This is a genomic window from Halopseudomonas sp. 4NH20-0008, from assembly GCF_057548395.1.
Genome location: NZ_BAAJMD010000025.1, coordinates 1 through 15,306, shown reverse-complemented (window position 1 = coordinate 15,306; position 15,306 = coordinate 1). Strand labels below are relative to the sequence as shown.

At 55.6% G+C, this 15,306-nt stretch carries 11 protein-coding genes and 1 tRNA gene; all 12 read right to left on the bottom strand.

Translation table 11 applies throughout. The features are described from left to right. Positions 1 to 57: 57 nt before the first annotated feature. Positions 58 to 2,160 carry an elongation factor G gene (gene fusA, locus AC27HQ_RS16660; protein WP_487157335.1) on the bottom strand — a complete coding sequence of 701 codons (2,103 nt, stop codon included), beginning with the start codon at positions 2,158 to 2,160 and terminating at the stop codon, positions 58 to 60. Positions 2,161 to 2,178: 18 nt separating this feature from the next. Continuing rightward, on the bottom strand, positions 2,179 to 2,652 hold the full coding sequence (gene rpsG, locus AC27HQ_RS16655; protein ID WP_487157334.1) for a 30S ribosomal protein S7: 474 nt from the start codon (positions 2,650 to 2,652) through the stop codon (positions 2,179 to 2,181). Positions 2,653 to 2,749: 97 nt separating this feature from the next. After that, the gene (gene rpsL / locus AC27HQ_RS16650) at positions 2,750 to 3,121 is read right to left on the bottom strand and encodes a 30S ribosomal protein S12 (RefSeq protein ID WP_487157333.1); all 372 of its coding nucleotides are present in this window, start codon (positions 3,119 to 3,121) and stop codon (positions 2,750 to 2,752) included. Between the two features lie 146 nt (positions 3,122 to 3,267). Then, entirely contained in the window at positions 3,268 to 7,467 is a 4,200-nt protein-coding gene (gene rpoC / locus AC27HQ_RS16645) for a DNA-directed RNA polymerase subunit beta' (RefSeq protein ID WP_487157332.1), read from the bottom strand. A 63-nt stretch (positions 7,468 to 7,530) separates the two neighbouring features. Beyond that, positions 7,531 to 11,601 carry a DNA-directed RNA polymerase subunit beta gene (gene rpoB, locus AC27HQ_RS16640; RefSeq protein ID WP_487157331.1) on the bottom strand — a complete coding sequence of 1,357 codons (4,071 nt, stop codon included), beginning with the start codon at positions 11,599 to 11,601 and terminating at the stop codon, positions 7,531 to 7,533. A gap of 214 nt (positions 11,602 to 11,815) precedes the next feature. Further along, positions 11,816 to 12,181, bottom strand: a complete 366-nt coding sequence (gene rplL, locus AC27HQ_RS16635) for a 50S ribosomal protein L7/L12 (RefSeq protein WP_487157330.1) — start codon at positions 12,179 to 12,181, stop codon at positions 11,816 to 11,818. 81 nt (positions 12,182 to 12,262) lie between these two features. Next, a complete protein-coding gene (gene rplJ / locus AC27HQ_RS16630) occupies positions 12,263 to 12,763 on the bottom strand; it encodes a 50S ribosomal protein L10 (RefSeq protein ID WP_487157329.1) in 501 nt (166 codons plus the stop codon). 195 nt (positions 12,764 to 12,958) lie between these two features. Further along, entirely contained in the window at positions 12,959 to 13,654 is a 696-nt protein-coding gene (gene rplA, locus AC27HQ_RS16625; RefSeq protein ID WP_487157328.1) for a 50S ribosomal protein L1, read from the bottom strand. Further along, complete coding sequence (gene rplK, locus AC27HQ_RS16620) at positions 13,655 to 14,086, bottom strand: 50S ribosomal protein L11 (RefSeq protein WP_487157327.1); 432 nt, start codon at positions 14,084 to 14,086, stop codon at positions 13,655 to 13,657. Positions 14,087 to 14,199: 113 nt separating this feature from the next. After that, a complete protein-coding gene (gene nusG, locus AC27HQ_RS16615) occupies positions 14,200 to 14,733 on the bottom strand; it encodes a transcription termination/antitermination protein NusG (protein ID WP_487157326.1) in 534 nt (177 codons plus the stop codon). Between the two features lie 9 nt (positions 14,734 to 14,742). Further along, positions 14,743 to 15,111, bottom strand: coding sequence for a preprotein translocase subunit SecE (gene secE, locus AC27HQ_RS16610; RefSeq protein ID WP_487157325.1), 369 nt, complete (start codon positions 15,109 to 15,111; stop codon positions 14,743 to 14,745). Positions 15,112 to 15,148: 37 nt separating this feature from the next. Next, positions 15,149 to 15,224 (bottom strand) — tRNA-Trp (locus AC27HQ_RS16605). Positions 15,225 to 15,306 lie beyond the last annotated feature (82 nt).

Below are 15,306 nucleotides of genomic sequence, written 5' to 3'. Positions count from 1 at the left end.
GCGTTCAAATTTTTCTTTTGCCACGATAAGTAACCTCTTTAATTAGACAGGAAGCAATCAGCCTTGCTTCTTGATGATTGCGTCAACGATGTTCGAGGGCGCTTCGGAGTACTTGGAAAATTCCATCGAGTAGCTCGCACGCCCTTGGGACATGGAACGAACATCGGTGGCATAACCAAACATTTCACCGAGCGGAACCTCGGCACGGATCACCTTTCCGGAAGGAGAATCTTCCATACCCTGTACCAGACCACGACGGCGATTGAGGTCACCCATCACATCGCCCATGTAGTCCTCGGGGGTCACTACTTCAACTTTCATGATCGGCTCGAGCAGAACAGCACCGCCTTTCTGGGCCAATTGCTTGGTGGCCATCGAGGCAGCGATCTTGAACGCCATTTCGTTCGAGTCGACATCATGATAGGAACCATCAAAGACGGTTGCCTTGAGGCTGAGCAGGGGGTAACCGGCGAGAACACCGTTTTTCATCTGCTCGTCAATGCCCTTCTGGATTGCCGGGATGTATTCCTTGGGTACCACACCACCCACCACTTCGTTGACGAAGACCAGGCCTTCGGCAGCATCACCGGCCGGCTCGAAGCGAATCCAGCAATGACCAAACTGGCCACGACCACCGGACTGACGCACGAACTTGCCTTCGATTTCGCAGGTATTGCGGATGGCTTCACGGTAAGCCACTTGTGGCTTGCCGATATTGGCTTCAACGTTGAACTCGCGCTTCATGCGATCAACGATGATATCCAGGTGCAATTCACCCATACCACCAATGATGGTCTGGCCCGATTCTTCATCGGTGCGAACGCGGAAAGACGGATCTTCCTGAGCCAACTTGCTCAGTGCAATACCCATCTTCTCCTGGTCAGCCTTGGTCTTGGGCTCCACAGCAACGTGAATAACCGGTTCCGGAAAGTCCATGCGCTCAAGTACGATCGGCTTGTCGGCATCACACAGGGTGTCACCGGTGGTGACATCCTTCATGCCGATCAACGCAGCAATATCGCCTGCACGCACTTCCTTGATTTCCTCACGCTGGTTTGCATGCATCTGCACCATACGACCAACGCGCTCTTTTTTACCTTTGACCGAATTGATAACCGAGTCGCCGGAAGCCAGCACACCTGAATAGACGCGAACGAATGTCAGGGTACCAACGAAGGGATCGGTAGCAATCTTGAAGGCCAGGGCAGCAAAGGGCTGGTCGTCGCTGGAGCTGCGCGAATCAACCTTTTCCTCGTCATCCGGGTGTACACCCTTGATCGCCTGAACTTCGTCAGGCGCAGGCAAGTAGTCGATTACTGCATCCAGAACCAGGGGAACACCCTTGTTCTTGAACGAAGAACCACAGACCGCAGGAACGATTTCACATGCCAGGGTGCGCTGACGCAGACCGGCCTTGATTTCGTCATTGGTCAACTCCTCACCTTCGAGGTACTTGTTCATCAAGACTTCATTGGCTTCGGCGGCAGCCTCAATCATGTTCGAGCGCCACTCTTCAGCCAGAGACTGAAGCTCCGCAGGAATGGCTTCCTCGCGGTAGGTCATACCTTTATCGTCATCGTTCCAGTAAATGGCCTTCATCTTGATCAGATCAACCTGACCGACGAAATCCTCCTCTGAACCGATAGCCAACTGGACCGGCACAGGGGTGTGCCCCAGGCGCTTCTTGATCTGCTCGACTACGCGCAGAAAATTGGCACCCTGCCGATCCATCTTGTTGACGTACACAATACGTGGCACGCCGTACTTGTTAGCTTGACGCCATACGGTCTCGGACTGCGGCTCAACGCCGGATGTCCCGCAGAACACCACGACCGCACCATCAAGCACGCGCAGCGAACGCTCAACTTCAATGGTGAAGTCAACGTGGCCGGGCGTGTCGATGATGTTGACACGATGCTTTTCGTACTGAGCACTGGACCCCTGCCAGAAGGTGGTAACAGCGGCGGAGGTAATGGTGATACCCCGCTCCTGCTCCTGCACCATCCAGTCAGTGGTCGCTGCGCCGTCATGCACTTCACCCAGCTTGTGGTTGACGCCAGTGTAAAACAGCACGCGCTCCGTCGTGGTCGTCTTGCCCGCATCAACATGCGCGCAGATACCGATATTACGGTACAGATTGATTGGAGTTGAACGCGCCACAATAGTCTCCTGGGTCGCTTAGAAGCGGTAGTGCGAGAAAGCCTTGTTGGCTTCAGCCATACGGTGCACGTCTTCACGCTTCTTCACGGCAGAACCTTTGCCTTCAGCGGCATCACACAGCTCACCGGCCAGGCGCAGGGCCATGGATTTCTCACCACGTTTCCGGGCAGCATCTACCAACCAGCGCATTGCCAGCGCATTGCGGCGGGAGGGACGCACTTCAACCGGAACCTGGTAAGTGGCACCACCAACACGGCGGGATTTCACTTCGACCAGTGGCGCAATGGCATCGAGTGCTTTTTCAAACAGCTCGACTGGATCTTCGGTCTTGGTGCGCTCCTTGACCTTGTCCAGGGCACCGTAAACGATGCTTTCAGCGACTGCTTTCTTGCCGCTTTCCATTACGTGGTTCATGAATTTGGCGAGAATCTGACTGCCATACTTGGGTTCTGGCAGAATCTCTCGTTTTGCTGCTACGCGACGTCTTGGCATGATAAGCCCTCAAACGGTCTTCAGGTTAGCCCGGAACTATAACCATTTGGTTACGCCCGACCTTACTCTTATCGACTCAGGATAAATGAATTCAGTATTACTTCGGACGCTTGGCGCCGTACTTGGAACGACCCTGACGACGGTCTTTGACACCTGAGGTATCCAGAGAACCGCGAACAGTGTGGTAACGCACACCTGGCAAGTCTTTTACACGGCCGCCGCGAATCAGAACGACGCTGTGCTCTTGCAGGTTGTGACCTTCACCACCGATATAGGATGAAACTTCAAAGCCGTTGGTCAAACGAACACGGCAGACTTTACGCAGAGCCGAGTTCGGCTTCTTCGGCGTAGTGGTGTATACGCGAGTACACACACCGCGACGCTGCGGGCAGTTCTGCAGCGCCGGCACGTCGCTCTTTTCAGCAACGCGCTTACGCGGCTTGCGAACCAGCTGGTTGATTGTTGCCATCTAGCAAAACTCCACTGATGTCTATGAGACATATTAAATAAAAAATGGCAGGACAAATTGCCCCGCCAATTTTAGGGGTACGGAATTCTATAGAGCCGCACCCCGCTCGTCAAGGACGATGGCGTCCGAGGACGCCAGCCTCCTGATCAGTCACCGCCGGAATTCAACGCATCCGAAAGTGCCTGTTCGATTTCTACGGCGCTGACCTTGACCGGCTTGTCGGCCATGCGCTGACGCTTGCGCTCGGCATGATAAGCCAGACCGGTACCGGCCGGAATCAAGCGACCGACCACCACGTTTTCCTTCAAACCGCGCAGATGATCGCTCTTGCCGGTAACGGCAGCCTCGGTCAGAACGCGGGTGGTTTCCTGGAAGGAAGCCGCAGAGATAAAGGACTCGGTCGACAGTGATGCCTTGGTGATACCCAGCAGAACATGCTCATACTTGGCAGTGAACTTGTCCTGCGCAACCAGACGCTCGTTCTCTTCAAGGGCGTGGGTCAGTTCAACCTGGTCACCCTTGATAAAGGTGGAGTCACCGGATTCGGTGATTTCTACCTTGCGCAGCATCTGGCGAATGGTCACTTCGATGTGCTTGTCGTTGATCTTCACACCCTGCAGGCGGTACACGTCCTGAATTTCGTTGACGATGTACTTGGCCAACGCGCTGACACCCAGCAGACGCAGGATATCGTGCGGGTTGCTCGGACCGTCGGAAATCACTTCACCCTTGGTAACCTGCTCACCTTCGAACACGTTCAGGTGACGCCACTTCGGAATCAGCTCTTCATACTGCTCGCTGCCGTCAGTCGGGGTAATAACCAGACGACGCTTGCCCTTGGTTTCCTTGCCGAAAGAAATCGTGCCGCTGATTTCCGCCAGAATCGAAGGCTCCTTGGGACGACGTGCTTCGAACAGATCGGCAACGCGCGGCAGACCACCGGTGATGTCGCGGGTCTTGGACGTTTCCTGCGGGATACGGGCAACAATGTCACCCACATTCACCTTGGCGCCATCGGTCAGGTTGACCAGGGCGTTGGATGGCAGGAAGTACTGGGCTGGTACGTCAGTACCCGGCAGCATCAGTTCCTTACCCTTGTCGTCAACCAGCTTCACGGTCGGACGGATGTCCTTGCCGGCAGCCGGGCGATCCTTCGGATCCATGACTTCGAGGTTGGTCAGACCAGTCAGCTCATCAGCCGTACGCTTGATGGTGATGTTCTCTTCCATACCGACGAAGGCCACGGTACCGGAAATCTCGGTAACGATGGGGTGAGTGTGCGGATCCCACTTGGCAACCACCTGGCCGGCGCTGACTTTCTCACCTTCCTTGATGGAAATGATGGCACCGTAGGGCAGCTTGTAGCGCTCGCGCTCACGACCGAACTCATCGGCCAGAGCCAACTCACCCGAACGCGATACGGCAACCAGGCAACCATCGGCCCGCTCAACGTGCTTGAGGTTGTGCAGACGAATCACACCGGCAGCCTTCACCTGAACGCTGTCAGCTGCAGAGGTCCGGCTGGCCGCACCACCAATGTGGAAGGTACGCATGGTCAGCTGGGTACCTGGCTCACCAATCGACTGGGCAGCGATAACACCGACTGCCTCACCGATGTTGATCAGGTGACCACGGGCCAGATCGCGACCGTAACAGGTGCGGCAAACGCCATAGCGGGTTTCACAGGTGATCGGCGAACGCACGATAACTTCATCGACGCTGTTCAGCTCGAGGAATTCAACCCACTTCTCGTCAACCAGCGTGCCGCCGGGGACGATGACTTCATCGGTACCGGGCTTGATCACGTCACGGGCAATGGTACGACCAAGGACGCGCTCACCCAGCGGCTCAACGATATCACCACCTTCGATGTGCGGTGCCATCAGCAGACCACGATCGGTGCCGCAATCGGTTTCGGTGATCACCAGATCCTGGGCCACGTCTACCAGACGACGGGTCAGGTAACCGGAGTTGGCAGTCTTCAGTGCGGTATCGGCCAGACCCTTACGGGCACCGTGAGTAGAGATGAAGTACTGGAGTACGTTCAGACCTTCACGGAAGTTGGCGGTAATCGGCGTCTCGATGATCGAGCCATCCGGCTTGGCCATCAGACCACGCATACCGGCCAGCTGGCGAATCTGCGCGGCAGAACCACGGGCGCCGGAGTCAGCCATCATGTACATGGAGTTGAAGGATTCCTGATCGACTTCCTTGCCGTCGCGATCGAGCACGCGAGTCGATTTGAGGTTGTCCATCATCGCCTTGGAGATCTCGTCGTTGGCCTTGGACCACAAGTCGATCACCTTGTTGTACTTCTCGCCCTGGGTAACCAGACCGGAGGCATACTGATCTTCAATCTCTTTCACTTCGTCGGTAGCCGCATCAATGATGCGCGCCTTTTCATCGGGGATGACAAAGTCATTCACGCCGATCGAGGCACCGGAAATGGTCGAGTAAGCGAAACCGGTGTACATCAACTGGTCAGCGAAGATCACGGTCTCCTTCAGACCAACAATGCGGTAGCACTGGTTGATCAGCTTGGAAATCGCCTTCTTCTTCAACGGCTGGTCAACCAGCTCGTAGGGCAGACCCTTGGGCAGAATCTGGAACAGCAGTGCACGACCGACGGTGGTATCAACGATACGGGTTTCGGTAGTCCAGCTGTCGTCCTTGTGCTTGACGGTCTCGGTGATACGTACCTTGACCATGGCATGCAGCTCAACCTGACCACTGCGATAGGCCATTTCAACTTCGTTGACGCCGCTGAAACGCATACCCTCGCCCTTGGCGTTGATACGGGTACGGGTCATGTAATACAGGCCCAGTACCACGTCCTGCGACGGCACGATGATCGGCTCGCCGGAGGCCGGAGAGAGGATGTTGTTGGTCGACATCATCAGCGCACGCGCTTCCAGCTGGGCTTCCAGCGTCAGCGGTACGTGAACGGCCATCTGGTCACCGTCAAAGTCGGCGTTATAGGCGGCACAGACCAGCGGGTGCAGCTGGATTGCCTTGCCTTCAATCAAAACCGGCTCGAACGCCTGGATACCCAAACGGTGAAGAGTTGGCGCACGGTTCAGCAGAACCGGGTGCTCGCGGATCACGTCAGCGAGGATATCCCATACTTCCGGCAGTTCGCGCTCGACCATCTTCTTCGCCGCTTTGATGGTAGTCGCCAGACCGCGGTGCTCGAGCTTGCCGAAGATGAACGGCTTGAACAGCTCGAGGGCCATTTTCTTCGGCAGACCGCACTGGTGCAGACGCAGGGTCGGACCTACCACGATCACCGAACGACCGGAGTAATCCACGCGCTTGCCAAGCAGGTTCTGACGGAAACGACCCTGCTTGCCCTTGATCATGTCAGCCAGGGACTTCAGAGGACGCTTGTTGGTACCGGTGATGGCACGACCGCGACGGCCGTTATCCAGCAGCGCGTCAACCGATTCCTGCAGCATGCGCTTCTCGTTGCGCACGATGATATCCGGCGCAGACAGGTCGAGCAGACGCTTGAGGCGGTTGTTACGGTTGATCACCCGGCGATACAGATCGTTCAGATCCGAGGTCGCGAAACGGCCACCGTCCAGCGGTACCAGCGGACGCAGATCCGGCGGCAGTACTGGCAGCACGGTCATGACCATCCACTCGGGCTTGTTGCCGGAACCCAGGAAGGCTTCCATCAACTTCAGTCGCTTGGACAGCTTCTTGATCTTGGTTTCCGAGGTGGTCTGCGGAATCTCTTCACGCAGAACAGCAATCTCGTGGGCCAGATCCATACCGGAGAGGAGCTCGAAGATGGCCTCGGCACCCATGCGGGCATCGAAGTCGTCACCGAACTCTTCCAGGGCTTCAAAATACTGCTCATCGTTCAGCAGTTGACCCTTTTCCAGCGTGGTCATACCTGGCTCGATGACCAGGTAGGATTCGAAATACAGCACGCGCTCGATATCGCGCAGGGTCATATCCAGCAGCAGACCGATACGGGACGGTAGCGACTTGAGGAACCAGATGTGCGCAACTGGCGAGGCCAGTTCGATGTGACCCATGCGCTCACGACGGACCTTGGCCAGCGCCACTTCAACGCCGCACTTCTCACAGATCACACCGCGATGCTTGAGGCGCTTGTACTTGCCACACAGGCACTCGTAATCCTTGACCGGGCCAAAGATCTTGGCACAGAAAAGGCCGTCACGCTCAGGCTTGAACGTACGGTAGTTGATGGTTTCCGGCTTCTTAACTTCGCCGTAGGACCAGGACCGGATCATTTCCGGTGATGCCAAGCCGATTCGCAGGGAATCAAACTCTTCAATCTGTCCCTGGGACTTGAGCAGGTTCAGTAAGTCTTTCAAGGCCTATACTCCTCGCAGTGTCTCAGGCGGAGCAACTCCGCCCGAGACGTGGGCAGCTGATGGTTATTCGGATTCCAGCTCGATATCGATACCGAGCGAACGGATTTCCTTGATCAACACGTTGAAGGATTCGGGCATGCCGGCCTCCATACGGTGATCGCCGTCCACGATGTTTTTGTACATCTTGGTGCGGCCGTTCACGTCGTCCGACTTCACTGTCAGCATTTCCTGCAGGGTGTAGGCGGCGCCATAGGCTTCGAGTGCCCAGACCTCCATCTCCCCGAAACGCTGACCACCAAACTGGGCCTTACCACCCAACGGCTGCTGTGTTACCAGGCTGTAAGAGCCGGTAGAACGTGCATGCATCTTGTCATCAACCAAGTGGTTGAGCTTGAGCATGTACATGTAACCGACGGTCACAGGACGATCAAAGGTATTACCGGTACGGCCATCGATCAGTTTCATCTGACCACTTTCCGGCAGGTCGGCAAGACGCAGCATGTGCTTGATCTCACTTTCCTTGGCGCCATCAAATACGGCAGTAGCCATCGGCACACCGGCACGCAGGTTACCGGCCAGCTCGATGATTTCCTGATCGCTGAGAGCGTCAAGATTTTCCTGACGTCCGCCAACCTTGTTGTAGATCTCATCAAGGAACTCGCGCAGCTCGGCAATCTTGCGCTGCTCTTCGAGCATGCGGTTGATCTTCTCGCCCAGACCCTTGGCTGCAAGACCAAGGTGCGTTTCCAGGATCTGACCCACGTTCATACGCGAAGGTACACCCAGCGGGTTCAGCACGATATCGACAGGCGTACCGTTTTCGTCATGCGGCATGTCTTCAACCGGCATGATGACCGAGATAACACCCTTGTTACCGTGACGACCAGCCATCTTGTCACCCGGCTGAATGCGACGCTTGATTGCCAGGTAGACCTTGACGATCTTCAGTACGCCCGGCGCCAGGTCATCGCCCTGCTGCAGCTTGCGCTTCTTGTCTTCAAACTTGTCGTCAAGCAGCTTGCGGCGGTCAGTCAGGTAGGCCTGGGCCATTTCCAGCTGTTCGTTAAGGCTGTCTTCGCTCATGCGCAGTTTGAACCACTGACCATGCTCAAGACCGTCCAGCGCCTCGTCAGTCAGCTTGGCTCCCTTCTTAAGACCGGCACCGCCTTCAACGCCATGACCCACCAGTGCCGAGCGCAGACGCTCGAAGGTAGCCACTTCAACAATGCGGAACTCTTCCTGCAGATCCTTGCGGATCTCGGCCAGCTGTTCCTTTTCAATTGCCAGAGCGCGCGAGTCACGCTCAACGCCGTCACGGGTAAAGACCTGAACGTCAATCACCGTACCCTTGGTGCCAGTCGGCACACGCAGGGAGGTATCTTTAACGTCAGACGCCTTCTCACCGAAGATCGCACGCAACAATTTCTCTTCTGGGGTCAGCTGGGTTTCGCCCTTGGGCGTGACCTTGCCGACCAGAATGTCGCCGGGGCCGACTTCGGCGCCAACATAAACAACACCCGCCTCATCCAGCTTGCCGAGTGCCGATTCACCCACGTTCGGGATATCAGAGGTAATTTCCTCTGGCCCCAACTTGGTGTCACGTGACACGCAGGTCAGTTCCTGAATGTGAATGGTAGTAAAGCGATCTTCCTGAACCACGCGCTCGGAGACCAGAATCGAGTCTTCGAAGTTGTAACCGTTCCAGGGCATGAACGCGACGCGCATGTTCTGGCCCAGGGCCAACTCGCCCATGTCCACAGAAGAGCCGTCAGCCAGGATATCCTTGGCCTTGATCACGTCACCTTTCTTCACCAGCGGACGCTGGTTGATGCAGGTGTTCTGGTTGGAACGGGTGTACTTGATCATCGAGTAGATATCGACGCCCGCTTCACCGGCTTCAATCTCGTCATCCGCCACACGGACCACGATACGACTGGCATCAACCGAGTCGATCACACCACCACGACGGGCGGTAACACAGACACCGGAATCACGCGCTACGTTACGCTCCATACCAGTACCTACCAGCGGCTTCTCGGCACGCAGAGTGGGTACGGCCTGACGCTGCATGTTCGAACCCATCAGGGCGCGGTTGGCATCGTCATGCTCAAGGAACGGAATCAGCGACGCGGCGACCGATACAACCTGACGCGGGGATACGTCCATCAAGGTCACTTCATGCGGTGCCTTGACGGTGAATTCGTTCTGGTGACGCACTGCCACCAGATCATCCACCAGCTTGCCGTCTTCAACCGTGGCACTGGCCTGGGCAATAACGTGATCAGCTTCTTCAATGGCTGAGAGGAAGATGATCTCGTCAGTTACTTCAGCATCGCGTACACGACGGTATGGGCTCTCGAGGAAGCCATACTTGTTGGTACGGGCATAGGTAGCCAGCGAGTTGATCAGACCAATGTTCGGACCTTCAGGGGTCTCGATCGGGCAAACGCGGCCGTAATGGGTCGGATGCACGTCACGCACTTCGAAACCAGCACGCTCACGGGTCAGACCACCCGGCCCAAGCGCGGAGACGCGGCGCTTGTGGGTAATCTCGGACAGCGGGTTGTTCTGGTCCATGAACTGCGACAGCTGGCTGGAACCGAAGAACTCCTTCACTGCCGCCGCAACCGGCTTGGCATTGATCAGATCCTGCGGCATCAGGCCTTCGCTTTCGGCCATCGACAGACGTTCCTTGACCGCGCGCTCAACACGTACCAGACCGACACGGAACTGGTTTTCGGCCATCTCGCCAACCGAGCGCACGCGACGGTTACCCAGGTGATCGATGTCGTCGACAACGCCCTTGCCATTTCGGATATTGACCAGGGTCTTGAGCACTTCGATGATGTCTTCCTTGCTCAGGACGCCAGCACCTTCAATCTCGTCACGACCAATACGGCGGTTAAACTTCATCCGACCTACAGCAGACAGATCGTAACGATCACTGCTGAAGAACAGGTTGCCGAACAGGGTTTCTGCAGCATCCTTGGTCGGCGGCTCGCCGGGGCGCATCATGCGGTAAATTTCTACCAGTGCTTCGAGCTGAGTAGTAGTACCATCGATACGCAGGGTATCGGAGATAAACGGACCACAATCGATGTCGTTGGTATAGAGCGTCTCCAGGTGTGTTACCTGGGCCTTCTCCAGCTTGGCAATCAGGTCGGTAGTGATTTCCGTGTTGCACTCAACCAGAATTTCACCAGTTGCCGGATGCACGATGGTCTTGGCGATGGTGCGACCAAGGATGTAATCGTACGGCACTTCCAGACTGCTGATACCCGCTTTCTCAAGCAGGTTGATGTGGCGCGCGGTAATGCGGCGGCCTTTTTCAACGACAACCTTGCCCTTTTCATCCTTGATGTCAAAAGTAGCGATCTCACCGCGCAGGCGCTGGGGTACCAGCTCCAGCTGCAGGTTCTCACCCTTGACCTCAAACACGTTGGTGTCATAGAAAATATCCAGGACTTCGTCCGTCTGGTAGCCCAGCGCACGCAACAGTACCGAAGCCGGCAATTTGCGACGACGGTCGATACGGACGAAGACGCAATCCTTTGGATCGAACTCGAAGTCCAGCCATGAGCCGCGGTAAGGAATCACGCGGGCGGAGTACAGCAGTTTGCCGGAGCTGTGGGTCTTGCCACGATCGTGGTCGAAGAACACACCCGGGCTGCGGTGCAACTGGGAGACGATCACTCGCTCGGTACCGTTGATCACGAAGGTACCGTTCTCAGTCATCAGGGGTATTTCACCCATGTAGACTTCCTGCTCCTTGATGTCTTTGATCGCCTTGTTGGACGACTCACGATCAAAGATGATCAGGCGCACTTTTACGCGCAGCGGAACCGCATAAGTTACTCCGCGCAATACGCATTCCTTGACGTCGAATGCCGGATCACCCAAACGGTAACCGACGTATTCGAGAGCCGCATTACCGGAATAACTGATAATGGGGAACACAGATTTGAAGGCCGCGTGCAGACCGATATCACGAACCTGCTCCTTCGGCATATCCGATTGCAGGAATTCCCGGTAGGAATCCAGCTGAATCGCCAGCAGATAGGGCACATCCATCACATGCGGCAGTTTGCCAAAGTCCTTGCGGATACGTTTTTTCTCAGTATATGAGTAAGCCATCAGCGTTCCCCAGCTTGGTCACCTGCTTGATTGGCTCCCCCCGCAGGGGAAACCAGAAAATGCTTGCAAGTCCTACGTCTTGCTCACCCCTCGGGGTGCCTCCGCCACAGACTTCACAGAAGCCTGCCAGAACGGAAAAAGGCCGGTGGCACTTCGGCCACCAGCCATCAATCTGACCTAACAGATCAGACTGTCGACGCAAGGTCGCACAAGATTACTTGAGCTCAACCTTGGCGCCAGCTTCTTCCAGAACTTTCTTGGCAGCTTCGGCTTCGTCTTTAGACACGCCTTCTTTGACCACGCCAGGAGCGCCGTCAACAACAGCCTTGGCTTCTTTCAGGCCCAGGCCGGTCAGCTCGCGAACAGCCTTGATCACGTTAACTTTCTTCTCACCGGCTTCGGTCAGAATAACGTTGAACTCGGACTGCTCTTCAGCAACAGCAGCAACGGCAGCAGCCGGACCGGCAGCAGCAGCAGCGGAAACGCCAAACTTCTCTTCCATTGCCTTGATCAGTTCAACAACCTGCATAACAGACATTTCTGATACGGCATTGATGATATCTTCGTTGGTCAGAGCCATGACTCAATATTCCTGTATTGGGGGACAACCCTGGGGGTCGTCAAAAATAAGTTATACGATCGAAAAGCATCAACCAGCCAATCAGGCGGCTGTAGCTTCCTTGTGATCGCGGACAGCGGCCAAAGTACGGACGAATTTGCTGGTGGCGCCTTGAATCACGCTCATCAACTGGCTGATAGCCTCGTCGTAGGTCGGCAGTGTTGCCAAAATGTCGATCTGAGATGCTGCAAGGAAGTTGCCTTCAAAGGCTGCTGCCTTGACTTCGAATGCGCTCTGACTCTTGGCGAACTCTTTGAACAGACGGGCGGCGGCGCCCGGGTGCTCTTTGGAGAAAGCAATAAGAGTCGGACCAACAAAGACTTCGTTGAGGCACTCGTAAGGAGTACCTTCAACGGCACGACGCAGCAGCGTGTTACGTACAACACGTACGTAAACACCAGCTTCGCGTGCTTCTTTGCGCAAACCAGTCATAGCAGAGACGCTTACGCCGCGGGCATCAGCCACAACAGCAGACAGCGCACCTTTGGCAGCTTCGTTGACTTCAGCGACGATGGCTTTCTTGTCTTCGAGCTTAATTGCCACGGGTTTTACTCCTGGATTTACCATTGATCGCCCGAGGGCGACATGTTTTGGTGTCAGATCCAGCCTGCACTGAATCGGGAGCACCATCTGCGTAGGCTTGCTTGTTTAAGGCTCGCGCCGCCTACGGTCTTGGACAGCCCCCGCTACGCAGGGACCCCAATACGTGACGCAGCACCTGAGTGCTGCGTCGGTCAATCAGACATTCAAGGAAGCTTGGTCGATCTGTACGCCAGGACCCATGGTGGTGCTCAGGGTCACGCGCTGCAGATATACGCCTTTGGACGTAGACGGCTTGGCTTTTTTCAGATCGGCGATCAAGGCTTCAACGTTTTCCTTGAGCTTGACGGCATCAAAGCCAACCTTGCCAACCGAGCAATGAATGATGCCGTTTTTGTCGGTACGGTAGCGAACCTGACCCGCCTTGGCGTTTTTCACTGCGGTGCCGACATCGGCAGATACAGTACCGACCTTGGGGTTAGGCATCAGGCCACGGGGACCCAGAACCTGACCCAGCTGACCGACAACGCGCATCGCATCCGGAGAAGCGATAACCACGTCGTAATTCAGATCACCGGCTTTCATTTCAGCAGCCAGATCATCCATACCTACCTTATCGGCGCCAGCGGCCAAAGCGGCCTCTGCATTGGCACCCTGGGTAAATACGGCAACGCGAACAGTCTTACCAGTGCCATGCGGCAGCAATGTTGCGCCACGGACAACCTGATCGGATTTACGCGGGTCAACACCGAGATTGACGGACACATCAACCGACTCGACAAACTTGACGCTGGATACTTCAGCCAACAGCGTGGCGGCTTCTTCGAAGGCATACGCCTTGTTAGCCTGAACCTTTTCGTTGATAGCCTTTTGGCGCTTGCTCAGCTTAGCCATTTACACACCCTCCACGTTAAGGCCCATGCTGCGTGCGGAACCAGCGATGGTGCGAACGGCAGCTTCCATATCAGAAGCAGTCAAATCAGCCTGCTTGGTCTTGGCAATTTCTTCCAACTGGGCACGGGTAACAGTGCCGACCTTCTGACTGTTGGGACGTGCAGAACCGCTTTTCAGGCCAGCAGCCTTGAGCAGCAGAACGGCAGCAGGTGTGCTCTTGGTTTCAAAGGTGAAGCTACGGTCGCTGTACACGGTAATGATTACCGGCGTCGGCAAACCTGGCTCCATGCCTTGAGTCTTGGCATTGAACGCTTTGCAGAATTCCATGATGTTCACACCATGCTGACCCAGAGCTGGACCAACCGGCGGACTTGGATTGGCCTGACCGGCCTTAACCTGAAGCTTGATATAAGCTTGAATCTTCTTAGCCATCTTTCTTCTCCATTGGGTAGTAGCGCCTGGCGGCTCCCCGGTTCATTACAACAGTACTGACAACAAAGCCCCGCATCGCATAAGCGCTGCAGGGCTCAGGAGGACGTGGGCTATCAGCCCTTTTCTACCTGGCCGAACTCCAGTTCAACTGGGGTGGGACGACCAAAGATGAGAACAGCGACCTGAACACGGCTCTTCTCATAATTCACTTCTTCTACCACACCGTTGAAGTCGGCAAAGGGACCATCAGTCACCCGTACTACTTCACCCGGCTCAAACAAGGTCTTGGGCTTCGGCTTGTCAGTACCATCCGCGACGCGGCGCAAAATGATATCGGCTTCTTTATCGGTGATAGGTGCCGGCTTGTCAGCGGTACCACCAATAAAGCCAAGTACGCGCGTGGTGTCTTTCACCAAGTGCCAGGTACCTTCGTTCATTTCCATCTGAACCAGGACGTAGCCAGGGAAGAACTTGCGCTCGCTCTTGCGCTTCTGACCATTGCGCATTTCCACCACCTCTTCGGTGGGCACAAGGATCTCGCCGAACTGCTCTTCCATACCGGCCAGCTTGATACGCTCCTGAAGGGAGCGCATGACGTGCTTCTCGAAACCCGAGAAGGCATGCACAACGTACCAACGCTTAGACACGGATCACCCTTAACCAATGAACTGAGAAATGATCCAACCCAGCAAGGTATCCAGCCCCCAAAGAAGCAGGGCCATTACCAACACAACGGCTACTACAATAAGCGTTGTCTGAGTCGTTTCCTGACGGGTTGGCCAAACCACTTTACGTATTTCAATGCGCGCTTCTTTCAACAGCGCCCAAAAAGCCTTGCCTTTGGCTGTCTGCAGCGCAACAAAGCCTGCAACCAAACCCAGCACAACCAGTGCCAGGGCACGATACAAAACAGGTTCTGCGGCAAAATGATGGTTACCATAAACACCGGCTATGACAATGATGGCCACCACTATCCACTTTGGGACATCTAAGCGATCATCGTGAATCTCTGCCTTGGTACTCATGAATCATCAAATCCTGTTTTGGTAGCCAGAAAAAATCTGGCAGGCCAGGAGGGAATCGAACCCCCAACCTGCGGTTTTGGAGACCGCCGCTCTGCCAATTGAGCTACTGGCCTGTAATCGCAGTCGAGCCGGCAATAGTACCGGCTCGACAGTTCAAGATCAATTGCTAATTAAGCAATAATCTTGGCAACCACG